Below are 24,832 nucleotides of genomic sequence, written 5' to 3' on the forward strand. Positions count from 1 at the left end.
AGGAAGGCCGGCTTGATGTCGGCCTTTTTCTCGTAGGGGCCCTTCGTTCACAGGCCCCACAAGTTGGCCGTTATTGGCTTGATAGCGGGGACCGGTTGGCTCTATGAAGCTGGCCATGTCGATTTGGGACCGCCTCGGCGACTTCATCACCCGGGTTTCGTCTTCAACCACGTCTGGCGTCGCCGACGTGGTCGAGGCTGTGCGCACGGTTTTCTCCGGCGACGCCGACCTGCGCCGCCGCGTCGCCTTCTCAGTGGCGATGATCGCGCTTTCGGCCAAGATGGCCAAGGCCGACGGCATCGTCACCCAGGATGAGGTGCGCGCCTTCCAGGAAATCTTCGAAGTGCCGGCGAAAGAGACGCGCAATGTCGCGCGGCTGTTCGATCTCGCCCAGCGGGATGTGGCCGGTTTCGAAACCTATGCCGAGCGCATGGCGCAGATGTGCGGCTCCGGGCACTCCAATTGCGTGATGCTGGAAGACATACTCGACGGCCTGTTCCACATCGCCAAGGCCGACGGGCTGGTGCATGAGCGCGAAGGCATTTTCCTGCATCGTATCGCCGAGATCTTCCGCATCGATGAGGCGCACTACGAATCGATCATGGCGCGGCATGTCAATCTTGGCGCCGGCGACCCCTATGTCGTGCTCGGTATCGAGCGCGGCAAGCCGTTCGAGGAGGTCAGGAAGCGTTACCGCAAGCTGGTGTCCGACAACCACCCGGACCGGCTGATCGCGCGCGGACTGCCGCAGGAATTCATCAAGATCGCGACGACCAGGGTCGCGGCGATCAACGCCGCCTACGAGATGATCGAGCGGGGCCTGCGGCACGCATGAGCGGCTTCCTGCCCGACGAGCCGAGTGCCGAGGTCAGGGTATCGCCGAATTTCGGGCCAAGGCGCGACAGGCAGAAGCCCGACATGATCGTGCTGCACTATACGGGCATGGCGACCGGTATCGGTGCCGAAGCCTGGCTGTGCGATCCGGCGAGTGAAGTCTCGTCGCACTATCTCGTCCATGAGAATGGCCACATCGTGCAGATGGTCCGGGAAAGCGACCGAGCCTGGCATGCCGGCCAGAGTTCCTGGTTCGGACACACCGACATCAATTCCTGCTCGGTCGGCATCGAAATCGTCAATCCGGGCCATTCGCTGGGCTATCCCGGCTTTCCGCGACGCCAGATCAATGCGGTGATCAGGCTGTGCAAGGGGATTGCAGCACGGCATGCGATCGCCGCCGAGCGGGTGCTGGCGCATTCCGACGTGGCGCCTGGTCGCAAGATCGATCCTGGCGAGAAGTTTCCATGGGCCGTGCTGTTTAAGGCCGGTGTCGGTCATCTCGTGCCAGCCGCGCCCGTCAGGCGCGGAGCCGCGCTGAAGCCAGGCGACTACGGTGCCGATGTCGAGGCGCTGCAGTCGATGCTGTCGCTCTATGGCTATGGTGTCGAGATAACGGGCGTTTTCGACGATCGGACACGGATCGTCGTCGAGGCCTTCCAACGGCATTTCCGGCCGCGCCGGGTCGACGGAGTTGCCGACGGCTCGACGATGCGCACGCTCCAGAGGCTGCTTGCCTCCGTCACGAGTTGACCTCACGTCAAGAGCCGGTCCAAGTAATCCTCCTCAACCGTAAAGTTACAACCTGTCACTTAAAGTGACTTGCCCCGCCTTCATTGGCGCCAAATCGGGCTTCAAAGGGCCTTTCGTACAGTTTGTCGGACGTCCAGCCCCCGGGTGATCCGATATTGATCAAGCGATGCCGCGCGAAAATCTTCGCGTGGTCCCAACAGAACAGGATCACATGCAGAAATTGACCGTTTTAACGGCAGCTCTTGCTGCCGGGGTAATGAGTTTTGCCTCCAGCGCAGCCGACGCCGCGCCGTTAAGCCAGCGGGCCGACCAGGGTCTGGTCGCGACATCCGCCAAAGGCAAGGCCATTTCGGCCAAAAGCACCAAGAGTGCGAAGGCGACGACGAAGCAGGCTTCCGCGAAAGTGGAAAAGGCAAGCTGGACCAAGGCAAGGAAATCCCCCGCCAAAAGGCAGACGAAACGCGGCCGCAAAACCGTTGACATGACGACGACGGCATCGATCGGTCTCAGCAACGTCGCCGCGGCGACCGCGGCAGTGGCGAGCAGCGGCCAATATTCCGCGATTGTCGCCCGCTACGCGGCGAGCTACGGGGTTCCGGTGTCGCTGGCCCACGCCGTGATCAAGATCGAGAGCAACTATCGGCCGAACATGGTCGGCGGCGCCGGTGAGATCGGCCTGATGCAGATCAAGCCGGCAACCGCGCGGATGATGGGTTACAACGGGTCGGCCAAGGGCCTGTTCGATCCAGACACCAACATCAAATACGGCATGAAGTACCTCGCCATGGCGCGCGACCTCGGTGGCGGCACGACCTGCGGCACGATCCTCAAATACAATGCCGGCCATGGCGCCACTCGCATGAACCCGGTTTCCGCGGCTTACTGCAGCAAGGTCAAGGTTCAGCTGGCGGCTGTCGGCGCGCCGGCTTGACGAGAACCGGTCACAATCGGCTTTTTCGGTTGCGTTTTGGGGTGTGAACCCCTTTATACGCTCTGCCAGCTGGCCGGGCGGCCGCACCCGCAAACGCCGAAAGGCCGCGGGTGAGGAAAGTCCGGGCTCCATGGAGACACGGTGCCGGTTAATGGCCGGCGGGGGCGACCCCAGGGAAAGTGCCACAGAAAGCAAACCGCCACGACTTTGTCGGGGTAAGGGTGAAAGGGTGGGGTAAGAGCCCACCGCGCGACTGGCAACAGGAGCGGCACGGTAAACCCCACCGGGAGCAAGGCCGAATAGGGGCGGTGCGAGGGGAAACCCTCGAGGGCTGTTTCCGGCTCACCGTCCGGGTAGGTTGCGTGAGGCGCATGGCAACATGCGCCCAAGATGAATGGCCGCCACGTTCTCGCTTCGCAAGGGGCGAGGGCCATACAAAACCCGGCTTACAGGCCGGCTGGCAATTTTTCTCCATCATATATGGATTAAGTCTTTCGATATCAGAAGGTTGCGCCCCTGGCCGCACCTTCTGATTTAAGGGCGCGGAGCTACTTTGCGTCGCCACAGCCAGAGATCTCCGCCGACTTCCTTGAAACTGGTGCGATTAAATCGTACCATCGCGGCTCATCATCGGGAGCCTATCATGGGTCAGGTGGACAAACGCAGCATCACGCTTTCGCCGGAACTGGCGCGGGCGGTCGACGATGTGGTCGCGGCTGGAGAATACGCCTCGGCGAGCGAGGTGATCCGCGATGCGTTGCGGCAATGGAAGGACCGCCGCGACCTGATGGGCTACACGGTCGAAGAACTGCGCAAGCTGGTGCAGGAGGGGATCGACAGCGGGCCTGCGCAAGACGGCCAGCCAATCATGGAACGACTGCGCGCGAAATACCTGAAGAGGGCCGAGGTCCAAGGCTTCCAGGAGTGAAATACCGACTGCTTCCTCAAGCCACCGTCGATCTCGAAAGCATCGGCGACTACATCGCCAGCCACGACCCGCGCGCTGCTGTTCGCTTCGTGGATGCGCTGGAAAGACGTTGGGATTTGCTGACGTTGCATCCCGTCTCAGGTGCGCCACGCGACGACATAGCACCGGTATTCGTCACCTGGTCGTCGGCGACTACCTCACCTTGTACCGGGTCGGCGGTGATGCGATCGAAATTCTTCGCGTGCTGCATGGTCGCCGCAACATCGAAGCCGATGACCTCGGCTCGTAGTGGATTTGTCAGCCGCTGACCCTGTCCAGCGAGGCCTCGATCGCCTTCCAGAGTTCTTCCACCGGCTCGCAGCCGACCGACAGGCGTACGAAGCCAGCCGGCACCGCGTCGCCTCGCTTCAAACGCCGCTCGGCCGAGGTGTGGACGCCGCCGAAGGAGGTCGCGGCCTGCATCAATTCGCAGCCGTTGATGAAATCCTCGGCTTTCTGCTCGGAAGCGAGTTCGAAGGAGATGAGGAAGCCGAAGCGCTCCATCTGGGCGCGGGCAAGATTGTGCGAGGGATCGCCTTCCAGGCCGGGATAACGCAGGCCCCTGATCGCCCTATGGCCCTGCAGCCGCCGCGCGATCACTTCCGCCGACGAACACATGCGGTCGAAACGCACGTCCAATGTTTCCAGGCCGCGATGCACCAGCCAGGCTTCGAACGGGCCGGGGATGCTGCCCGAGACCTCGCGCCAGCCGGTCACGGCGGCGATGATGTCCGCATTGCGGCTGGCGACATGGCCGAACAGCACGTCGGAATGGCCATTGGGCGCCTTGGTGTCGGCGGCGACAACGATATCGGCACCATGATCGAGAGGGCGCTGGCCGAAGGGCGTCATCGTCGTGTTGTCGACCACCAGCAGCGCGCCCGCCTTGTGAACGGCTTTGGCGATAGCGGCGATATCGCAGATGTCCAGTCCCGGATTGGCGGGCGTTTCGACGAAGGCCAGGCGGTAACCCGCGAAGCCGCCGTCGAGGAAGGTCGATGTCGGCCTGACATCGTAGGTGACGCCGAGCGGCTTCAGGAAGCGGTCGGCCAGCGCCCTGGTGGTGTGATAGCCGTCCGAAGGCAGCAGGATATGGTCGCCGGCCTTGAGCACGGCAAAGAATGCCGCCGAGATCGCCGCCATCCCCGAGGGAAAACCGACGCAAGGCGCGTCTTCCAGATGGGACAACATGTGTTCGACGGCATCCCAGGTCGGGTTGCTGAAGCGGCCGTACTGGTTGAAGCCGGTGGCGTCGCCCGGTGCATGGAAGATGGCGGCCATGGTCAGCGGCAGGGGAATGGAATCGCCCATGGCGAACCCGCTGCGACGCAAATGGGGAAGGGCCGCAGCGCGCGACTTCGCAGTTTCAGGCATCGATTTCAAATCCCTTGGTGATCGGTGAGATGGACGAGACGCTATGCCCGGCCGCGGTTTGCGGCAAGGCGCCTCCAGTTGGGCCAGGCAGGCTCTAAACGCTTCGTTAGGCTTAATGGATCATAAAGACGAGGCGCGCTGTCAAAGCCTTTCTCGTCGGCGTGGCGCGCGTGTTTGAGAAGCCTATTCCCGTTGACGCCCATAGTGCCCCATGATATCCCATTTCGACATCAAAGCCTTCGTTCCGCGTCAGGGTAAAGCGTACGCCAATCGGGCAGCCGCGGCGGCTGTGCGTTTGCCGGTTTTCGCCCGTGTGGACGAGGTGGGTGCGGGGCAGGCAACGCGCGGCGGTGGCGCGTGCGACACGATGAAGAGGGGTGCGGCGGCGCAAGCGGCCGTAACGTGTGATGGACCGGTTTCTGTCGAACACGGTGAGCAGGATCGATGCGAAGGGGCGGGTGTCCGTTCCCGCGCATTTTCGTGCCGTGGTGCAGAAGCGCGGTTATTCAGAGCTCTATGCGCTGCGTTGCCTGGACCTGACGGCGATGGATGTCGGCGGGCTCGACCTGCTCGACCGTTACGAGCAGCGCATCGCCCGGGAAGACCCCTTCCTGCAGACGGCGGACGACATGTCGTTCTTCTGCCATGGCGACGGAGCGTTCCTGAAACTCGACCAGGACGGCCGCATAACCATGACCGATTTCATTCGCGAACATACCGGCATCTCGGCGGAAGTGGCCTTTGTCGGGCGCGGCAATTTCTTTCAGATCTGGGAGCCGGGACGGCTTGCGACCTATGGGGCGCAGGCGCGGGCCAGGCTTTTGCAGCTTCGGCAGGGGACGAAGGCTCACGAGGCCAAGGCTGGGGAGCGACCGGAATGATGGTGGGCCACGGCGATGATAACAACGCCGTTGGCGGATCGGTCCGCCACATTCCGGTCCTCCTTGGCGAAGTGCTGGAAGCGCTGGCGCCGGCGGAGGGCGACATCATCATCGACGGTACGTTCGGCGCCGGTGGCTATACGAAGGCCATCCTGGCGGCTGGCGCGTCCGTGGTTGCGATCGACCGCGATCCGGATGCCATCGCGGCCGGCCGCGACCTCGAGGCGCAGTCCGGCGGTCGGCTGAGGCTGGTGCAGGCGCCGTTCTCGACGCTCGACGAACACATCGACAGCGCCGATGGCGTCGTCCTCGACATCGGCGTCTCCTCTATGCAGATCGACCAGGCCGAGCGCGGCTTTTCCTTCCGCTTCGACGGCCCGCTCGACATGCGCATGGCGCAGGCGGGCCTGAGCGCCGCCGATGTCGTCAACAGTTTCAAGCCGGGCGACCTTGCCCGCATCTTCGGCTTCCTCGGAGAGGAGCGTCACGCCGGCCGTATCGCCCGCATGATCGAGGCGCGCCGGGAAAAACGGCCGTTCGAGCGCACGCTGGAACTCGCCGACGCCATCGAGACGCATATCGGCCGCGCGCCGAAGGACAAGATCCATCCGGCGACCCGCGTTTTTCAAGCGCTGCGCATCTTCGTCAATGACGAGCTCGGTGAATTGGCCAAGGCGCTGTTCGCGGCCGAACGCGCGCTGAAGCCAGGCGGCCGACTTGTCGTGGTGACGTTCCATTCGCTTGAAGACCGCATCGTCAAGCGCTTCATCGCCGATCGCGCCGACGCCATGACCGGCTCGCGCCACATGCCGGAGGCGCAGGCGCGCACCGCGACTTTCCGCAAGGCTGGTGGCGGCGTGACGGCAGGCGACGCCGAGGTTGCGGCCAACCCACGCGCCCGCTCGGCCAGGCTGCGCGCGGCGGTCCGCACCGAGGCGCCGGCGCGCGGCGACGATTTTTCGATTTTCGGCCTTCCAAAGCTTCCCGGCATCGATCGGCCGGGGGAGAGGTAAGCACGTGTTTCGTACCAGCGACATTGTCCTGATCGCCGTCATGGTTTCGGCAGCGGCCCTGACCTACAAGGCCAAGCGCGAGGCCGAGGACCAGTTGGCGGCCGTGCAGAAGATCCATGCCGAGATACGCTTTGAGGAGGACACGATCGACCTGCTCAAGGCCGACTGGAGCCTGCTCACCCAGCCGTCGCGGCTGCAGAAGCTGGCCGAACTCTATAAGGCGCAGCTCGCATTGGAGCCGGTCAGTGGCCGGCAGATCGTGGGCCTGGGCGACCTGCCGGCCAAGGCGCTCGACATCCAGGACATCCTGAACGGGCGCCAGGGCGCCGTGGCCGACAATTCCGACAAGGCGCCCTCGGGCGACAAGGATCCCGTCGTCACCGGAGACATCGCCCAATGATCGGCAAACTGCTGAAGCGCTTCGCCACGGTAGGCCGCGCCAGGACAAGCGAGGACGGGTCGATCGTGGTCGAAGGCGCCCGCAAGGCGACCGGCGGCAAGGGCAAGGCCCGCATCGTGATGACGATGGCGGTGTTCTTCGGCATCTTCTCGACCATATCGGGGCGGCTGGTCTATCTCGGTTTCCAGACACCCGACCTGTCGGGCGGTCCGCAAAGCCGGGTGACGGCGTCACGTCCCGACATTGTCGATCGCAACGGTGAAGTTCTGGCCACCGACATCAAGACGGCGTCGCTGTTCGCCGAGCCGCGCCGCATCGTCGATGCCGATGAGGCTATCGAGAAGCTGTCGACGGTGCTGCCCGAAATCGACTACGAGCAGACCTATCACAAGCTGAAGAGCGGCGCCGGCTTCGTCTGGCTGCAGCGGCAACTGACGCCCAAGCAGCAGGCCGACATCATGCAGCTCGGCATTCCCGGCTTTGGCTTCCGCACCGAAAAGCGCCGTTTTTATCCGAGCGGCGAGACCTCCTCCTACATCGTCGGCCTGACCAACATCGACAACCAGGGCATCTCCGGCATGGAGAAATATATCGATGAGCAGGGCCTGAGCGACCTGCAGGCGTCGGGCCTGGCGGTGGCGAAGGATCTCAGGCCGGTGAAGCTTTCGATCGATCTGCGCGTCCAGCATGTGGTGCGCGACGAGATCGCCGCCGGCCTGGAGCGCTATCGCGCCATGGGCGCTGGCGCCGTCGTGCTCAACGTCAAGACCGGCGAAGTGGTGGCCATGGCCTCGGTGCCGGATTTCGATCCGAACAATCCCTACAACGCGCAGGACAAGGACCGGCTTAACCGGATGTCGGCGGGGCTCTATGAGATGGGCTCGACCTTCAAGAGCTTCACCTCGGCCATGGCGCTCGATTCCGGCAAGGCGACGATGTCGAGCCGCTTCGACGCTTCGCATCCAATCCGGGTCGGCCACCAGGCCATTCACGATTTCCACGGCAAGAACCGTGTGCTGTCGCTGCCGGAGGTCTTCCTCTATTCGTCCAACATCGGGTCGGCCAGGGAGGCCGAGCTGGTCGGCATCGAGGCGCACCGCGAATTCCTGCATCGCCTCGGCATTCTGGAGAAGATGCAGACCGAACTGCCCGAAGTCGCCCGCCCGACCGAGCCGAAGGTGTGGAAGCAGGTCAATTCGTTCACCATCGCCTTCGGCCATGGCGTGTCGACGACGCCGCTGCAAGCGGCTGTCGGCTGCGCGGCGCTGGTCAATGGCGGCTTTCTGATGCAGCCTACATTTCTGGTCCGCAGCCAGGAGGATGCGATGGCGGCGGCCAAGAAAGTGGTTACCGAAAAGACCGTCGAGGGCATGCGCTACCTCTATTCGCTCAACGCCGAGAAGGGTTCGGCCAGAAATGCCCGGGTTCCCGGCTACCGCGTCGGCGGCAAGACCGGAACGGCCGAGAAGGTCATCAACGGCCGTTACTCGAAGGAATTGAATTTCAACACCTTTGTCGCCGCCTTCCCGATGGATGATCCGCAATATCTGGTGTTCACGATCGCCGACGCCCCGCATCCGGAAAAGCCTGGGATGACCGACGTCGCGGCCAACAATGCGGGGGTCATGGCGGGCAATATCATCAGGCGTGCAGCGGCCATGCTTGGCGTGAAGCCAGATTTCAGCCATGAAAATGGTGCAACGCTGGTTTCCTATCAGTGATTCTTGGGGCGCGCCGGCAACTGCGCGCTATTTTGTTGCGGTGAACGGGACTCGATGAAGCTCAAAGATCTAGCCGGTATCCTGCCAGTCGAAGGAACAGCTTCCGTCGATCTGGAGGTTACAGGCATCTCGTCCGATTCCCGCCAGGTGAAACCCGGCGTCGTCTTTTTCGCGCTTGCCGGAACCAAGGCCGATGGCGCGAGCTACGCCGCCGACGCGGCCCGACGTGGCGCTGCAGCGATCGTCACGGGCAAAGGCAGTGGCCTGGCCGATTTGCCGGTTCCGGTGCTGGCGGTCGATGATCCGCGCCTGGCACTGGCGTTGAGTGCCGCCCGCTATTTCGGCAGGCAGCCGCAAACCATGGTCGCCGTGACCGGTACCAGTGGCAAAACGTCGGTCGCCGCCTTCACCCGGCAGATCTGGGAGCAGGCGGGATACGCTGCCGCCTCGATCGGTACCACCGGCGTGGTCGCGCCTGGCCGCAACGAATATGGTTCACTGACGACACCCGATCCGGTCGCCCTGCATCAGTTGCTGCGGGAATTGGCGGATGCCGGCGTTAGCCACGCCTCGATTGAGGCCTCCAGCCACGGGCTCGACCAGCGCCGCCTCGATGGGGTGAAGCTCTCGGCTGGCGGCTTCACCAATCTCGGCCGCGACCACATGGATTACCATCCGACGGTCGAGGATTATCACCGTGCCAAATTGCGCCTGTTCGACACGCTGCTGCCGAAGGGCGCACCGGCGATCGTCTTCGCCGACGATCCTTGGTCGGAACCCACGATAAAGGCGGCTCGGGCCGCCGGGCTCGACGTGCTGACGGTCGGCCGTCATGGCGATTTCCTCAGGCTGAAGCGGGTCGAGCATGAGCGTCATCGCCAGCGTGCCGAGGTCGAAGCCGACGGTGTGATCCACGAAATCGACCTGCCGCTCGCCGGCGATTTCCAGATCGCCAACGCGCTGGTTGCGGCGGGGCTTGCCATTTCCACCGGAACACCTGTCGCCAAGGCCTTGGGGGCATTGGAGAAATTGAAAGGCGCGCCGGGCAGGCTCGACCTCGTCGGTACCACGGCGAGCGGGGCTCCGGTCTATGTCGATTACGCCCACAAGCCGGATGCGCTGGAGAATGTGCTGGCCTCGGTGCGTCCGTTCACCACCGGTCGCGTGATGGTCGTGTTCGGCTGCGGCGGCGACCGTGACCGGGGCAAACGACCGATCATGGGCGAGATCGCGACCCGGCTCGCCGATGTCGTCATCGTCACCGACGACAATCCGCGCTCCGAAGTGCCCGAAAGCATCCGCGCCGCCATTCTTGCCGCGGCGCCCGGCGCCATCGAAATCGGTGACCGGCGCAAGGCAATCCACGAGGCTGTCCGCATGCTGCATGCCGGCGACACGCTGATCGTGGCCGGCAAGGGCCATGAGGAAGGCCAGACGATCGGCTCGGAAACCCTGCATTTCTCCGACCACGAGGAAGTGCGCGCCGCGCTCAGGGAGCGTGCCGCATGAGTTTGCTGTGGACTTCGGAAGCGCTGGTTGCCGCCACGGACGGGCGGCCGCTCGGCCCCATGCCCGAAGGTATATCGGGCATTTCGATCGACAGCCGCAGCCTGCAGCCGGGCGACGCCTTCTTTGCCATCAAGGGCGAGACGATGGACGGCCATGACTTCGTCACCGCGGCCATCAAGGCCGGCGCCGGCGTGCTGGTGGTGGCAGAAGGCAAGCTGCCGTCGCTTGGCCGGCTGACCGCGCCGATCATCGTCGTCGAGGACGTTCTGGTTGCGCTGGAAAAGCTCGGTGTCGCGTCGCGCGCCCGCTCGCAGGCCAAGATCATCGCGGTCACCGGTTCCGCGGGCAAGACCACCACCAAGGAGGCGCTGCGCCACGTGCTTTCGGCCGTCGGCAAGGTGCATGCCTCGGCGCAGTCGTTCAACAACCATTGGGGCGTGCCGCTGACCCTGGCGCGCATGCCCGATGACTGCGATTATGCCGTGTTCGAGATCGGCATGAACCATCCCGACGAGATCCAGCCGCTGGTGAAGATGGTGCGGCCGCATGTCGCCATCGTCACCATGATCGCGGCCGCGCATCTTGGCTTCTTCCGCAATCTGGACGAGATCGCCAGGGCCAAGGCCGAGATTTTTGAAGGGCTGGAACCCGAGGGCGCCGCGGTTCTCAACCGCGACGATGCGCGTTTCAAGCTGCTGGACAAGATGGCGCAAGCTGCCGGCGTCGAGCATGTCTATGGCTTCGGCGAGAATGCGCGCTCGACGTTCAAGCTGGTCAAGTGCGAGTTGCATGCCGACCATTCCGACATCGCCGCCAGGATCAGCGGCCACGATATGATCGCTCGTATCGGAGCGCCCGGCCGGCACATGGTGCAAAACGTGCTGGCCGTGCTGGGCGCCGCGCATCTGGTCGGCGCCGATCTCGACAAGGTGGCATTGGCGCTGGCCGATCTCTCCGCCGAGCGCGGGCGCGGCAAGCGCCATGTGCTGCGGCATCCCGGTGGCCCGACTTCGGGCCAGCCCGGTGGCCCGAGGCACGGTGGCCCGATCACGCTGATCGACGAGAGCTACAACGCCAATCCGGCCTCGATGGCGGCCGCCATGGCGCTGCTCAACGCGACGCCGGTGACGGGCGAGGGCAGACGCATCGCCGTGCTTGGCGACATGCTGGAGCTCGGCGACCATTCGGCAAAGCTGCATGCCGCCCTTGCCGATCTCATCGTCGGCACGGGCACGCGGACAGTCTTTCTCGGCGGGCCGGAGATGCGGTCGCTGGCGGAAGCGCTGCCGGGCGATATCAGGACGGAATACCGCGCCGGCGTCGAGGAGTTGAAGCCGGTTCTGCTCGCCGCGCTAAGGCCGGGCGACGTGGTGATGATCAAATCGTCGAAGGGCATCGGTTTTGCAAAACTGGTCGATGCGCTGCTGGGCAAATTCCCGGCCGAGACGACAACCAGCAACCAGACCTAGTCGGGGGACGAAAGCGCATGTTCACACTGCTGGTCGATTTCGCGGACAAGGTCTCTGTCTTCAATGTCTTCCGCTACATCACGTTCCGCACCGGCGGGGCGCTGATCACCTCGGCGCTGATCGTCTTCATCTTCGGGCCGACCATCATCAATTCGCTGCGGCTCAGGCAAGGCAAGGGCCAACCGATCCGCGCCGACGGGCCGCAGACGCATTTCAAGAAGGCGGGTACGCCGACCATGGGCGGACTGATGATCCTGTCCGGTATCATCGGCTCGTCGCTTCTATGGGCGAACCTGTCCAGCATCTATGTCTGGGTGGTGCTGTTGGTGACACTCGGCTTCGGCTCGATCGGCTTTTATGACGACTATCTGAAGGTGACCAAGCAGTCGCATCTCGGCTTCTCCGGCAAGGCGCGGCTTGCGTTGGAATTCGTTATCGCCGGCATCGCCGCCTGGGCGATCATGCACAATGGCCAGGCGCCGTTCTCGTCGTCACTGACATTCCCCTTCGCCAAGGAATTCATCATCAACCTCGGCTGGTTCTTCATCCCGTTCTCCTGCTTCGTCATCGTCGGCGCCGGCAATGCGGTGAACCTGACCGACGGCCTCGACGGTCTGGCGATCGTGCCGATCATGATCGCGGCGGCGTCCTTCGGCGTCATCGCCTATCTCTCGGGCAACGCGGTCTTCGCTGAATACCTGCAGATCCATTTCGTGCCCGGCACCGGCGAACTGGCGGTCGTGCTTGGCGCGGTCATTGGCGCCGGCCTTGGCTTTCTCTGGTTCAACGCGCCGCCGGCGGCGATCTTCATGGGTGATACCGGGTCGCTCGCCATGGGTGGCCTGATCGGCACGGTCGCGGTCGCCACCAAGCACGAGATCGTGCTCGTCATCGTCGGCGGCTTGTTCGTGGTCGAGATCCTCTCGGTCATCATCCAGGTCGGCTACTTCAAGATGACCGGCAAGCGCGTGTTCCTAATGGCGCCGATCCATCATCATTTCGAAAAGCTCGGCTGGACCGAAAGCCAGGTGGTGATCCGCTTCTGGATCATCGCCGTCATCCTGGCGCTGGTCGGCCTCTCCACCCTCAAGCTCAGATAGGCTGCCATTTGATCCCCGCCGCATCCTTCGCAGGCAAGCGTGTTTCGCTCTTCGGGCTCGGCGGCTCGGGGATCGCCACGGCGCGCGCTCTGATCGAGGGCGGTGCACAAGTGCTGGCCTGGGACGACAATCCCGACAGCGTCGCCAAGGCCGCCGCCACCGGCATCGCAACCGGCGACCTGCGTGGCGCTGACTGGGCTGGCTTTTCAGCTTTCGTGCTGTCGCCGGGCGTGCCGCTGACCCATCCCAAGCCCCACTGGACGGTGGAGCTCGCGCGTGGCGCCGGGGTTGAGGTCATCGGCGACATCGAGCTTTTCTGCCGGGAGAGGACACTCAGCGCTCCGGATGCTCCCTTCATCGCCATCACCGGCACCAACGGCAAGTCGACGACGACGGCGCTGACGGCGCATATCCTTCAAGCTTCCGGGCGCGACACGCAGATGGGCGGCAATATCGGCCGCGCCGTGATGACGCTCGATCCGCCGGCGCCCGACCGGCATTATGTGGTCGAATGCTCGTCCTACCAGATCGACCTTGCGCCCTCGATCAATCCGACGGCCGGCATCCTGCTCAACCTGACGCCCGACCATCTCGACCGCCACGGCACCATGCAGCACTACGCCTCGATCAAGGAGCGGCTGGTGGCGGGCAGCGAGACTGCGATCATCGGCATCGACGATTCCTGGTGCGCTCAGATTGCCGAGCGGCTGGAGCGGGCGGGGCGGCAGGTCATCCGTATTTCCAAGCGGCTGCCGCTGACCGACGGCTATTTCGCCGACGGCACCAACCTGATGGAAGCGGTGCATGGCCGCTACAGCCGTGTCGCCTTCCTCGAAGGCATCGGCTCGCTGCGCGGCCAGCACAATGCGCAGAACGCGCTGGCCGCCGTCGCCGCCTGCCTCAAGGTCGGTCTCGACCTCGGCGAGATCCAGTCGGGGCTCGAAAGCTTCCCGGGCCTCGCCCACCGCATGGAGCAGGTCGGCCGCAAGGACCATGTCCTGTTCGTCAACGATTCCAAGGCGACCAACGCCGATGCGGCTGCTCCCGCACTGTCCAGCTTCAGCCGCATCTACTGGATCGCCGGCGGTCTGCCCAAGGAGGGCGGCATCGAACCGTTGCGCGGCTTCTTCCCGCGCATCGCCAAGGCCTATCTGATCGGCGAGGCCGCCCCCGCCTTTTCGGCGACGCTGGGCGAGGCCGTGCCCTACGAAATCTCGGGCACGCTGGCGGCCGCGGTCGAGCATGCCGCGCATGACGCGGCCAAGGACGACAGCGGCGAGGCGGTGGTGCTGTTGTCGCCGGCCTGCGCCAGTTTCGACCAATTCAAGAATTTCGAGGTCCGCGGCGAAGCCTTCAGGCAAGCTGCGAGCGCTATAGATGGCGTCAAACCTATCGGAGGGGCACGATAATGCAGAGCCGTCTCGACAAAAGTCCGGTCGCAACCTGGTGGTGGACCATCGATCGCTGGTTCCTGGCGGCGTTCCTGTCGCTGATGGGGCTCGGCATCGTGTTGTCCTTCGCGGCAAGTCCCGCGGTCGCCGAACGCATCGGCCTCGACAGTTTCCATTTCGCCACCCGACAGATCATCTTCACCGTGCCCGCGCTCGGCGTGATGTTGGCGGTCTCCTTCCTCGATTCCAGAGAGATCCGGCGCATGTCGCTGATCATGCTGTGCCTCATGCTGGTGCTGATGGTGGCGGTGCTCTATGTCGGCGTCGAGGTGAAGGGCGCGCGGCGCTGGGTCTCGCTCGCCGGCCTCTCGATCCAGCCGTCGGAATTCCTCAAGCCGGCCTTCGTCATCATGTGCGCCTGGCTGTTCGCCGAACACAAACGCCAGCCCGACATTCCCGGCAATCTGTTCGCCATGCTGCTGCTGGTGCTGGTCGTGTCGCTGCTGGTGGCGCAGCCGGACCTCGGCCAGACCATGCTGACCACCGGCACCTGGGGCATCATGTTCTTCATGGCGGGGCTGCCGTGGCTGTGGATCATCGTGCTGGGCGCGGCCGGCGTCGGCGGCGTCTTCGCCGCCTATACGGTGTTTCCGCACGTCGCGTTGCGCATCGACAAGTTCCTTACCGGCGAAGGCGACACGTTCCAGGTCGACATGGGGCGTGACGCGCTGATCAATGGCGGCTGGTTCGGCGTCGGGCCGGGCGAGGGCACCGTCAAGCGGGTCATCCCCGACAGCCATGCCGACTTCGTCTTCTCGGTCGCGGGCGAGGAGTTCGGGCTGATCATGTGCTTCTTCATCATGTCGATCTTCGCCTTCATCGTGCTGCGCGGTCTCAACACGGCGCTGAAGGAGCATGACGACTTCACCCGTTATGCGGTCGGCGGTCTGGTCACCGTGTTCGGCCTGCAGGCCGTCATCAACATGTGCGTCAACCTGCAGCTGGTGCCGGCCAAGGGCATGACGCTGCCCTTCATCTCCTATGGCGGCTCCTCGCAGATCGCCATCGCCATCTCGATGGGGATGGTGCTGGCGCTGACGCGCAAGCGGCCGGAAAAGCGCAAGCAGATGGGTTTTGCGCTGCCGCAGCGCGCCATGCCGGCGGAGTGACATGGCCAGAGGCGTTATCCTTCTCGCGGCGGGCGGAACCGGCGGACATCTGTTTCCAGCCGAAGCGCTGGCGCATGAACTCATCGAGCGCGGCTGGGCGGTGCATCTGGCGACCGACACCCGCGCCGAACGGTTTGCCGGCCATTTCCCGGCAGCGGCCATCCATCCCATCCAGTCGGCGACGTTGGGCTCGAAAAACCCCTTCGCCCTGCTTGGCGCCTTCTGGAAAATCTGGAGTGGCGTGCGTCAGGCCTCCGCCGTCATCGGCAGGATCAAGCCGGAGGCCGTCGTGGGCTTTGGCGGCTATCCGACCTTGCCGCCGCTCTATGCGGCGACGCGGCGCAAGGTGCCGACGCTGATCCACGAGCAGAACGCGGTGATGGGGCGCGCCAACCGGGCGCTGGCCGCCCGCGTCGACGCGATCGCCGGCGGCTTCCTGCCGCAAGATGAGAGTGCGGCCGGCGCCAAGACGGTGACGACCGGCAATCCGGTCAGGCCAGCGGTGCTCGAAGCAGCCAGGACACCTTACGTGGCTTCAACCGGGGATGAGCCTTTCCGCCTGCTGGTGTTCGGCGGCAGTCAGGGCGCGCAATTCTTTTCCGATGCCATGCCGGGGGCAGTCGCGCTGCTTTCCGATGCACAGCGCAGACGCCTCGTCATTACCCAACAAGCTCGCGCGGACGACGTGGCGCGGGTGAAGGCGGCCTATGCCGCGCTCGGAGTCGCCGTCGAGGTCTCGCCGTTCTTTACCGACATGGCGGCGCGCATTGCCGCGGCGCATCTGGTGCTCTCGCGCTCCGGCGCTTCGACCGTCTCGGAGATCGCCGTCATCGGCCGGCCGGCATTGTTGGTGCCCTATCCCTTTGCGCTCGACCACGACCAGGCGGCCAATGCGGCGGCGCTTGCCGCCGCCGGCGGCGGCGAAGTGCATGTGCAATCATCGCTTTCGTCCGAGCGCATCGCGGCACTGCTCGGCGCCCTGATAGACCAGCCGGAGCGGCTCGCGACGATGGCAGCCGCGGCCAAATCGGTCGGCCGGCCGGACGCGGCACGGTTGCTCGCCGATCTCACAGAGGCTATTGCGTCCCGCAAAACAGTATCGGATTTCAGGAAGGGGGCGCACCCATGAAGATGCCGCAGACCATTGGCCTCGTGCATTTCATCGGCATTGGCGGCATCGGCATGAGCGGCATCGCCGAGGTGCTGCACAATCTCGGCTACAAGGTGCAAGGATCCGACCAGGCGGACAGCGCCAATGTGCAGCGGCTGCGCGACAAGGGCATCGAATGCTTCGTCGGCCACAAGGCCGAGAATCTCGGTGACGCCGAGGTCATCGTCGTCTCGACGGCAATCAAGAAGTCGAATCCGGAACTGAAGGCGGCGCGGGAGAAATTGCTGCCCATTGTCCGCCGCGCCGAAATGCTGGCCGAGCTGATGCGTTTCCGCCAGGCTGTCGCCATCGGCGGCACGCATGGCAAGACGACGACGACCTCGATGGTGGCGACCCTGCTCGAAGCCGGCGGGCTCGACCCGACCGTCATCAATGGCGGCATCATCAATGCCTACGGCACCAATGCGCGCATGGGCGACGGTGAGTGGATGGTGGTCGAAGCCGACGAAAGCGACGGCACCTTCCTCAAGCTGCCTGCCGACATTGCCGTCGTCACCAACATCGATCCCGAGCATCTCGATCATTATGGCAACTTCGACAATGTGCGCGAAGCGTTCCGCCAGTTCGTCGAGAACGTGCCTTTCTATGGCTTCGGCGTGATGTGCACCGATCACCCGGAAGTGCAAGCGCTGGTCGGGCGCATCGAGGACCGGCGCGTCATCACCTATGGCGAGAACGCTCAGGCCGACGTGCGCTTCACCAACCACCGCATGGCGGGAGCGACCTCGGAGTTCGACGTGATCATCCGCGACCGCAAGGGGCGCGGCCAGACGACGATAGCGGGCCTGCGCCTGCCGATGCCTGGCCGCCACAATGTGTCCAACGCGACGGCCGCGATCGCGGTCGCGCACGAACTCGGCCTGTCGGCCGAGGCGATCAAGAAGGGCCTGTCGTCCTTTGCCGGCGTCAAGCGCCGCTTCACCCATACCGGTTCCTGGAACGGTGTCGACGTGTTCGACGATTATGGCCACCACCCGGTCGAAATCTCGGCGGTGCTGAAGGCGGCGCGCAGCGCCACCAATGGGCGTGTCATCGCCATTGCCCAGCCGCACCGCTTCACCCGGCTGCACGATCTGTTCAACGAGTTCTCCGCCTGTTTCAACGATGCCGACACGGTGATGGTGGCGCCGGTCTACGCCGCCGGCGAAGAGCCGATCGACGGCGTGACCTCGGACGCGCTGGTGTCGCGCATCCGCGCCGGCGGCCATCGCGACGCGCGCTACATCGAGGGGCCGGCCGATATCGCGCCTGTCATCCGCGACATCGCCAAGCCCGGCGACTTCGTCGTCTTCCTGGGCGCCGGCAATATTACCCAATGGGCCTATGCGCTGCCGAAGGAGCTCGCCGCCTCATGATGAACGGCCAGGCCCTGATCGACAGACTTGGCGACCGGCTGGCCGGCCTGCGCGGCCGCATCACGCCAAATGCCGAGATGGACAAGATCACCTGGTTCCGGGCAGGCGGCCTTGCCGAGGCACTGTTCCAGCCGGCCGACGAGGAGGACCTCGCGGCGTTCCTCAAGGCGGTTCCCGAAGAGATCCCCCTGACGATTGTCGGTGTCGGCTCGAACCTTCTGGTCCGCGACGGCGGCATTCCGGGTTTCGTCGTCAGGCTTTCCGCCAAGGGCTTTGGCGAGGCCGAAGTCATTTCCCCGATCAGGATCAGGGCAGGCGCCGCCGCGCCCGACAAGCGTGTGGCGGCGGTGGCGCTGGAGGCCGGCATTGGCGGCTTCCATTTCTATCACGGCATTCCGGGCGCCATCGGCGGCGCGCTCAGGATGAATGCCGGCGCCAATGGCGTCGAGACGCGCGAACGCGTCGTCGAGGTGCGGGCGCTCGACCGCAGGGGCAACGCCCTGACGCTGAGCAATGCCGAGATGGGCTATGCCTATCGCCATTCGGCGGCGCCCGCCGGGCTGATCTTCACCTCGGCCGTCTTCGAAGGCTTTGCCGAGGACAGGGCGGTGATCAAGACGTCGATGGACGCGGTGCAGAACCACCGCGAGACCGTGCAGCCGATCCGCGAGAAGACGGGCGGCTCGACCTTCAAGAATCCGGAAGGCACCTCGGCCTGGAAGGAAATCGACAAGGCGGGTTGCCGCGGCCTGATGATCGGCGGTGCTCAGATGTCGCCGATGCACTGCAACTTCATGATCAATACCGGAACCGCGACCGGCTACGACCTCGAATATCTCGGCGAGACGGTGCGCGCGCGGGTGCTCGAGCATTCGGGCATCCGGCTGCAGTGGGAGATCAAGCGCATCGGCAATTTCCGTTCCGGACATGCCGTGCAGGAGTTCCTGGGCCAGTTGCTTTAAGGCACAGCGGATTTGGCGAGTTGCTGGTCTGCCGGCCGGAGCCGCCCATCGTTCGAGCTATTGCAGACCTTGGAGATTGGCAGATGTCTCTCCGACTTCGTCATCCACGGGCGGAGCAGGAGCGAAGCTCCGTCGCGGAGACCCGAGGATCCATTCCGTGACCTTGGCCGTGGAGTGCAGCGGAGCAGAATTCTGCACCGCCGTAACGCTTCGCGGTCGCGGCATGGATCCTATGGTCTGCGCCGCGTCGCTTCGCTCCTTGCTCCGCCATAGGATGACGAAGTGATTGGCGCTTCGGCTAATCGCCAAGGCATGCCGTCAATCAACGCAGGCTCAGTCGATCCGTCAGAACTCCTGTGCCGAGGAATTGGCTAGCCGCTATTGAAGTTCACGTGATGCGTGAACTTCAACGGGATAGAAACGCCGTGAATGGTTGCCGCAAAGACTCAGCGAGACGGTTTTCGCATCCGTTTTCTCACAAAGTGAATCCCTCGGAATCATAAGCACTTGCCAGGGAATCAACTCTCTGATTCTCTGCCCTAAAGCGTTTCCTGATTTGAGTCGTTCGACGCGTTACCCGCGTTTTCCGTCTGGGGGGCAACCTGCCGGGAGACTCGGACTCAATGTTGCGGAAATCCTTGGGTTTTTAGTCCGCCGTGAGAGGGGATGACGGGGAATGAAGAACAAGCATGTGGCCGTATTGCTGGGAGGTTTCTCGTCCGAGCGGCCCGTGTCCCTGTCTTCTGGAAAGGCCTGTGCAGATGCGCTCGAGCAGGAAGGCTATCAGGTTACCCGTGTCGATGTCGGGCGCGACGTCGGTTCGGTGCTCGCCGAGCTCAAGCCCGATGTCGCCTTCAATGCGCTGCATGGGCCTTTTGGCGAGGATGGTACCATCCAGGGCATCCTCGAATATCTCGGCATTGCCTACACCCATTCCGGCGTGCTCGCCTCGGCGCTCGCCATGAACAAGGAGCAGGCGAAGAAGATCGTCAAATCGGTCGGCGTGCCTGTCGCCGAATCAAAGGTCGCCAATCGTTTCTCCATCCAGAACAAGCATCCGATGAAGCCGCCCTATGTGGTCAAGCCGGTGAGCGAAGGGTCGAGCTTCGGTGTCGTTATCGTCTCGGAGGGGCAGTCGCATCCGCCGCAGGTCATCGGGTCGTCCGAGTGGAAATATGGCGATACCGTCATGGTCGAGCGCTACATCCATGGGCGCGAACTGACCTGCGCCGTCATGGGAGACGTGGCGCTCGGCGTCTGCGAGATCATCCCAACGGGCCATTCCTTCTACGACTATGATTCAAAATATGTCGCGGGCGGATCAAAACACGAATGCCCCGCAAAAGTTTCACCGAATATTTACCAAAAAATACAGACACTGGCGCTCAAGGCTCACCAAGCTGTCGGCTGTCGGGGCGTTTCCCGGTCGGACTTCCGTTATGACGATCGTCACTCCGAAAATGGCGAGGTTGTATGGCTCGAGGTCAATACTCAGCCGGGCATGACGCCGACGTCTCTGGTGCCTGAAATTGCCGCCCATGCCGGGCATTCGTTTGGTGAACTGTTGAGTTGGATGGTGGAGGACGCTTCGTGTCTGCGTTGAAATGGGGACAGGGCAAGGTGAGGGGCGCGGCCGGGCCGTCGCTGTTCGGCCTGCCATTGTCGTTGGACCATTTCGTTCTGCCGCGCGTGCTTCGCCGCCCGGTGCGCATCCTAACGCGCCTGGGTGATGGTGAATTTCAGGCGCCGCGCTTCTCCGCCGCGATCATGTCGTCGATGCTGCTGGCTTCGAGCGGGGCCTATGGCGCCTATCTTGGCGGTCATGCCGACGGCATCATTCAAAGCATCACCGCCCGTGCCGGCTTTGCCGTCGATCAGGTCAAGGTGGTCGGCAACCGCCAGACTTCCGAGATCGACATTCTCGACCGGCTCGAGCTCGATGGCTGGACGTCGCTGATCGGCTTCGATGCCGAGGCCGCGCGTGAGCGCATCGCTACCTTGCCGTGGATCGAGATTGCCGCGGTGCGCAAGGTCTATCCGCACACGCTGGAAGTGCGCGTCGAGGAGCGCGAAGCCTTCGCGCTCTGGCAGCAGGGCGATGATCTCTCCGTCATCGAAAAGGATGGCGCCGTCATCGCGCCGTTCTCGGGCGGCAAGCAGGTGCTCCTGCCGCTGTTGATCGGCACCGGCGCGCCGGCCAAGGCGCCTGATTTCCTGGCCAAGATCGAGCAATATCCCGACCTCGCCAGCCGCATCAAAGGCTATGTCCGCGTCGGCGAGCGGCGCTGGGACCTCAAGTTGGACAACGGCATCACCGTCAAGCTGCCCGAAGACGACGAGGACCAGGCGCTCGCCGAACTCGTCAAGATGGACCATGACAAGGGGCTGTTGTCGCGCGATATCGCCGCTGTCGACATGCGCCTGACAGACCGGCTGGTCGTGGAGCTGACGCCGCAGGCGGCGACGCAGCGCGAGGCCGCGCTCAACGAGAAGCCGAAAACCCTCAAGCGCAAGCCGGAGACGAAGATATGAGCTGGCTTGGCGGTTCTGGCGATGCCTCGTCGCGCCGGTCCGGCACCCTGACGGTGCTGGATGTCGGCTCGAACAAGGTCTGTTGCATGGTGGCCAAGCTGAAGCCGAACGATGACGGCAAGCTTCTGCGCGGCCGCTCTCACCGGATCCAGGTGATCGGCATCGGCCACCAGAAATCGCAAGGGGTGAAGTCGGGCGTCGTCGTCGATCTCGACCGCGCCGAGCATGCCATCCGCCTCTCCGTCGACGCCGCCGAGCGCATGGCCGGGCTGACGGTCGATTCGCTGATCGTCAACATGACCGCCGGACGACTGAAGAGCGAAGCCTTTTCGGCCACCATCAACCTCGGCGGCCACGAGGCCGACGAAGCCGATATCAAGCGCGTGCTCGGCGCCGGCGCCAAGCAGGCGCTGAAGGCCGAACGCGAGGTGATCCACTCGCTGCCCGTCGGCTTCTCGCTCGATGCGGAGCGCGGCGTGCGCGATCCGCGCGGCATGGTGGGCGATGCGCTTGGCGTCGACATGCATGTGCTGACCGGTGATGCGGCGCCGATGCGCAATCTGGAGCTCTCCATCAACCGTTCGCACCTGTCGGTCGAGCGCATGGTGGCGACGCCCTATGCCAGCGGGCTGGCGGCACTCGTCGACGACGAGCTCGAACTCGGAGCCGCCTGCATCGACATGGGCGGCGGCACGACGACGATCTCGGTGTTTTCGGAAGGCAAGTTCGTCCATGGCGACGCCATCGCCATCGGTGGCAATCATGTGACGCTCGACATGGCCAAGGGGCTTTCGACGTCGCTCGATGCCGCCGAGCGGCTGAAGGTGATGCACGGCTCGGCGCTGCCGGGCAGCGCCGACGACCGCGATCTGGTCTCGATCCAGCCGATCGGCGACGATGGCGACGTGCCGCTGCAGATCCCGCGTTCGGTGATGACGCGCATCGTGCGCGCCCGCATCGACGAGACGCTCGAACTCCTGCGCGACCGGCTCAACAAATCCGGCTACGGCAATGCGGTCGGCAAGCGCGTCGTGCTCACCGGCGGCGCCAGCCAACTGGCCGGCCTGCCCGAGGCGGCACGCCGCATCCTGGGGCGCAATGTGCGCATCGGCCGCCCGCTCGGCGTGGCGGGCCTGCCAGAAGCAGCGAAAGGCCCGGCTTTCTCGGCCGCAGTCGGGCTTCTGATCTATCCGCAGATGGCGAGCTTCGAGAGCCATCCGGCGAAAGGTATTTCCGGTCTCAGGATGACCGGAACGGGTGGAAAACTGCATCGCATGAGTCAGTGGTTGAGAGACAGTTTCTAATTGACGGGGACAGCCCCATAGGCGGCCGCGGCGGCGAAGCGGCGTGAAAGGCAAAGGACGGAGACAATGACCATCAATCTGCAGAAGCCGGACATCACCGAGCTTAAGCCGCGCATCACCGTGTTCGGTGTTGGCGGCGGCGGCGGCAATGCCGTGAACAACATGATCACCGCCGGACTGCGCGGTGTCGAGTTCGTCGTGGCCAACACCGACGCGCAGGCGCTGACCATGTCGAAGGCCTCGCGGCTGATCCAGCTTGGCGCGCATGTCACCGAGGGGCTCGGTGCCGGATCGCAGCCGGAAGTCGGCCGCGCGGCGGCGGAAGAGTGCATCGACGAGATCCTCGACCATCTCACCAACACCCATATGTGCTTCGTTACCGCCGGCATGGGCGGCGGCACCGGTACGGGTGCTGCTCCGGTGGTTGCCCGCGCAGCCCGCGAGAAGGGCATCCTCACCGTCGGCGTCGTCACCAAGCCGTTCCACTTCGAAGGCCAGCGCCGCATGAAGACGGCCGACTTCGGCATCGAGGAGTTGCAGAAGTGCGTCGATACGCTGATCGTCATCCCCAACCAGAACCTGTTCCGGCTGGCCAATGACAAGACCACCTTCGCCGACGCCTTCGCGATGGCCGACCAGGTGCTCTACTCCGGCGTTGCCTGCATCACCGACCTGATGGTCAAGGAAGGCCTGATCAACCTCGACTTCGCCGACGTGCGTTCGGTGATGCGCGAGATGGGCAAGGCGATGATGGGCACCGGCGAAGCTTCGGGCGAAGGCCGCGCGATGGCCGCCGCGGAAGCCGCGATCGCCAACCCGCTGCTCGACGAAACCTCGATGAAGGGCGCCAAGGGCTTGCTGATCTCGATCACCGGCGGCCGCGACCTGACCCTTTTCGAAGTCGACGAGGCGGCGACCCGCATCCGCGAAGAAGTCGACCAGGACGCCAACATCATCCTGGGCGCCACTTTCGACGAGGAACTCGAGGGCGTCATCCGCGTCTCGGTGGTCGCGACCGGCATCGACAAGTCGGCCGCTGAAATCGCCGCCGCGCCGATCTCGATCCGCACGGCGCCGCCGAAGCCGGCCGCCCGGCCGGCCGTCGCCGCGGTGGAAAGCCGCCCGGCGCCGGTCCAGCAGGCCGTGTATGAGCCGCGCGCCGCCGATCCTGTTGCCGAAGCCATCCAGTTGGCCGAAGCGAACGCCGCTGCCATGGCGCAGGCTCGTCCGGCACCGGTCGCCCATGCGGACGATTTCCGCCCGCAGAGCAAGATCTTCCAGGCGCCGCCCGCGCAACCGATGCCTCAGCCTGTTGTCCAGCAGATGATGCAGCCGGCTCCGCAGCCGCGCGAAATGCTGCGTGAGGTCCAGCAGCCGGTGGCGATGGCGCCGCAGCGCATGCCGCGCGTCGAGGATTTTCCGCCGGTCGTGAAAGCGGAGGTCGACGCCAAGAGCCGTCCCGCCGACCATGAGAACAGCGGCCCGATGGGTCTCCTGAAGCGCCTGACCAATGGCCTGACCCGCCGCGAAGAGGAGCCTGCACGGCTGCAGCCGGCGCAGCCGCGCGAGCCCAAGCTGCGCCAGGCCGCACCGGAAGTGCGCCGCCTCGCCAGCCAGGACGCCCAGCTCTACGCGCCGCGCCGCGGCCAGCTGGACGACCAGGGCCGTCTGACGCCGCAGGTGAGGGCGACTCAGGACGATGATCAGCTGGAGATTCCGGCGTTCCTGCGCCGCCAGGCCAACTGAGCGGTTAACGGATTGTAACAATTGTTAACAGGCAGGCAAGAAATTGCTTGCCTGTTAACGTTTAAAAGGCTGTATAATCAATAGGTTATCGTGTCACACAGGTTCCAGTTCGCGGTTACAAAGAGTAAGAAACCGTGATTTGGAGTCTCCCTGCCGGGACATTATCTTCGCTGCCTACCATGGTCGGTATGCGGGGATTTCGGGGGAAGTAGCCCTGCCTGCCGATTTAACAAGAGCCGCGCCCTCGGGC

The 24,832-nt window shown here is 64.3% G+C and carries 22 protein-coding genes, 1 other RNA gene and 1 pseudogene; 22 read left to right on the plus strand and 2 right to left on the minus strand.

Annotated features, from left to right (window positions below):
• The first annotated feature begins 115 nt into the window (after nt 1-115).
• A complete protein-coding gene (locus EN851_RS00800) occupies nt 116-835 on the plus strand; it encodes a DnaJ family molecular chaperone (RefSeq protein WP_127275803.1) in 720 nt (239 codons plus the stop codon).
• Complete coding sequence (locus EN851_RS00805; protein WP_127871694.1) at nt 832-1,587, plus strand: N-acetylmuramoyl-L-alanine amidase; 756 nt, start codon at nt 832-834, stop codon at nt 1,585-1,587. Before EN851_RS00800 ends, EN851_RS00805 begins: the two co-directional genes overlap by 4 nt.
• A gap of 207 nt (nt 1,588-1,794) precedes the next feature.
• Here the strand turns inward: EN851_RS00805 and EN851_RS36945 are convergent, their stop codons facing one another.
• Nucleotides 1,795-2,013 (minus strand): hypothetical protein, encoded by a 219-nt coding sequence (locus tag EN851_RS36945; protein ID WP_245520723.1) that lies wholly within the window; start codon nt 2,011-2,013, stop codon nt 1,795-1,797.
• Here EN851_RS36945 and EN851_RS00810 point away from each other — a divergent pair.
• The 4 genes and pseudogenes from EN851_RS00810 to EN851_RS00825 all read left to right on the plus strand — a co-directional run bounded on the left by EN851_RS00810 (nt 1,934) and on the right by EN851_RS00825 (nt 3,735).
• Nucleotides 1,934-2,518: a transglycosylase SLT domain-containing protein gene (locus EN851_RS00810; RefSeq protein ID WP_245520718.1), complete on the plus strand. Its 585-nt coding sequence runs from the start codon at nt 1,934-1,936 to the stop codon at nt 2,516-2,518. The two genes, EN851_RS36945 and EN851_RS00810, sit on opposite strands and share 80 nt — an antisense overlap.
• Nucleotides 2,519-2,583: 65 nt before the next feature.
• Nucleotides 2,584-2,983: RNase P RNA component class A (rnpB, locus tag EN851_RS00815), an RNA gene on the plus strand.
• A gap of 178 nt (nt 2,984-3,161) precedes the next feature.
• Nucleotides 3,162-3,446 carry a type II toxin-antitoxin system ParD family antitoxin gene (locus EN851_RS00820; protein ID WP_135866360.1) on the plus strand — a complete coding sequence of 95 codons (285 nt, stop codon included), beginning with the start codon at nt 3,162-3,164 and terminating at the stop codon, nt 3,444-3,446.
• Nucleotides 3,443-3,735 (plus strand): annotated as a pseudogene (locus EN851_RS00825) (type II toxin-antitoxin system RelE/ParE family toxin). The gene EN851_RS00820 and the pseudogene EN851_RS00825 overlap by 4 nt, the downstream one beginning before the upstream one ends.
• An 8-nt stretch (nt 3,736-3,743) precedes the next feature.
• On the opposite strand, the gene EN851_RS00830 reads toward EN851_RS00825, so the two are convergent.
• Entirely contained in the window at nt 3,744-4,859 is a 1,116-nt protein-coding gene (locus tag EN851_RS00830) for a cystathionine gamma-lyase (RefSeq protein WP_135928337.1), read from the minus strand.
• A 407-nt stretch (nt 4,860-5,266) separates the two neighbouring features.
• Here EN851_RS00830 and mraZ point away from each other — a divergent pair, with 407 nt between their 5' ends.
• From mraZ to ftsZ, 16 genes are all read left to right on the plus strand, one after another.
• Nucleotides 5,267-5,740 carry a division/cell wall cluster transcriptional repressor MraZ gene (gene mraZ / locus EN851_RS00835; protein WP_127275798.1) on the plus strand — a complete coding sequence of 158 codons (474 nt, stop codon included), beginning with the start codon at nt 5,267-5,269 and terminating at the stop codon, nt 5,738-5,740.
• Nucleotides 5,737-6,753, plus strand: coding sequence for a 16S rRNA (cytosine(1402)-N(4))-methyltransferase RsmH (gene rsmH / locus EN851_RS00840; protein WP_135866365.1), 1,017 nt, complete (start codon nt 5,737-5,739; stop codon nt 6,751-6,753). Before mraZ ends, rsmH begins: the two co-directional genes overlap by 4 nt.
• 4 nt (nt 6,754-6,757) lie before the next feature.
• On the plus strand, nt 6,758-7,153 hold the full coding sequence (locus tag EN851_RS00845; RefSeq protein ID WP_127275796.1) for a hypothetical protein: 396 nt from the start codon (nt 6,758-6,760) through the stop codon (nt 7,151-7,153).
• The gene (locus EN851_RS00850) at nt 7,150-8,874 is read left to right on the plus strand and encodes a penicillin-binding protein 2 (protein WP_127275795.1); all 1,725 of its coding nucleotides are present in this window, start codon (nt 7,150-7,152) and stop codon (nt 8,872-8,874) included. Before EN851_RS00845 ends, EN851_RS00850 begins: the two co-directional genes overlap by 4 nt.
• Nucleotides 8,875-8,928: 54 nt before the next feature.
• Complete coding sequence (locus EN851_RS00855; protein ID WP_127275794.1) at nt 8,929-10,383, plus strand: UDP-N-acetylmuramoyl-L-alanyl-D-glutamate--2,6-diaminopimelate ligase; 1,455 nt, start codon at nt 8,929-8,931, stop codon at nt 10,381-10,383.
• Entirely contained in the window at nt 10,380-11,852 is a 1,473-nt protein-coding gene (locus tag EN851_RS00860) for a UDP-N-acetylmuramoylalanyl-D-glutamyl-2,6-diaminopimelate--D-alanyl-D-alanine ligase (protein ID WP_135928338.1), read from the plus strand. Before EN851_RS00855 ends, EN851_RS00860 begins: the two co-directional genes overlap by 4 nt.
• A gap of 17 nt (nt 11,853-11,869) precedes the next feature.
• Nucleotides 11,870-12,952 carry a phospho-N-acetylmuramoyl-pentapeptide-transferase gene (mraY, locus tag EN851_RS00865; RefSeq protein WP_015317207.1) on the plus strand — a complete coding sequence of 361 codons (1,083 nt, stop codon included), beginning with the start codon at nt 11,870-11,872 and terminating at the stop codon, nt 12,950-12,952.
• Between the two features lie 8 nt (nt 12,953-12,960).
• Entirely contained in the window at nt 12,961-14,361 is a 1,401-nt protein-coding gene (murD, locus tag EN851_RS00870) for a UDP-N-acetylmuramoyl-L-alanine--D-glutamate ligase (RefSeq protein ID WP_135866372.1), read from the plus strand.
• Entirely contained in the window at nt 14,361-15,512 is a 1,152-nt protein-coding gene (ftsW, locus tag EN851_RS00875; RefSeq protein WP_127275791.1) for a putative lipid II flippase FtsW, read from the plus strand. The genes murD and ftsW overlap by 1 nt, the downstream gene beginning before the upstream one ends.
• Before the next feature lies 1 nt (nt 15,513).
• Complete coding sequence (gene murG / locus EN851_RS00880) at nt 15,514-16,641, plus strand: undecaprenyldiphospho-muramoylpentapeptide beta-N-acetylglucosaminyltransferase (RefSeq protein WP_135928339.1); 1,128 nt, start codon at nt 15,514-15,516, stop codon at nt 16,639-16,641.
• Nucleotides 16,638-18,038, plus strand: a complete 1,401-nt coding sequence (murC, locus tag EN851_RS00885) for a UDP-N-acetylmuramate--L-alanine ligase (RefSeq protein ID WP_127871689.1) — start codon at nt 16,638-16,640, stop codon at nt 18,036-18,038. The genes murG and murC overlap by 4 nt, the downstream gene beginning before the upstream one ends.
• The gene (gene murB, locus EN851_RS00890; RefSeq protein WP_135928340.1) at nt 18,035-19,000 is read left to right on the plus strand and encodes a UDP-N-acetylmuramate dehydrogenase; all 966 of its coding nucleotides are present in this window, start codon (nt 18,035-18,037) and stop codon (nt 18,998-19,000) included. The genes murC and murB overlap by 4 nt, the downstream gene beginning before the upstream one ends.
• 676 nt (nt 19,001-19,676) lie before the next feature.
• Nucleotides 19,677-20,603, plus strand: a complete 927-nt coding sequence (locus EN851_RS00895; protein WP_127280468.1) for a D-alanine--D-alanine ligase — start codon at nt 19,677-19,679, stop codon at nt 20,601-20,603.
• Nucleotides 20,591-21,532, plus strand: a complete 942-nt coding sequence (locus EN851_RS00900) for a cell division protein FtsQ/DivIB (RefSeq protein ID WP_135928341.1) — start codon at nt 20,591-20,593, stop codon at nt 21,530-21,532. The genes EN851_RS00895 and EN851_RS00900 overlap by 13 nt, the downstream gene beginning before the upstream one ends.
• A complete protein-coding gene (gene ftsA / locus EN851_RS00905; RefSeq protein ID WP_010910249.1) occupies nt 21,529-22,836 on the plus strand; it encodes a cell division protein FtsA in 1,308 nt (435 codons plus the stop codon). Before EN851_RS00900 ends, ftsA begins: the two co-directional genes overlap by 4 nt.
• Nucleotides 22,837-22,902: 66 nt before the next feature.
• On the plus strand, nt 22,903-24,582 hold the full coding sequence (gene ftsZ / locus EN851_RS00910) for a cell division protein FtsZ (RefSeq protein WP_135928342.1): 1,680 nt from the start codon (nt 22,903-22,905) through the stop codon (nt 24,580-24,582).
• Nucleotides 24,583-24,832: the final 250 nt, after the last annotated feature.

This window comes from Mesorhizobium sp. M8A.F.Ca.ET.208.01.1.1 (assembly GCF_004791315.1).
GTDB lineage: Bacteria > Pseudomonadota > Alphaproteobacteria > Rhizobiales > Rhizobiaceae > Mesorhizobium.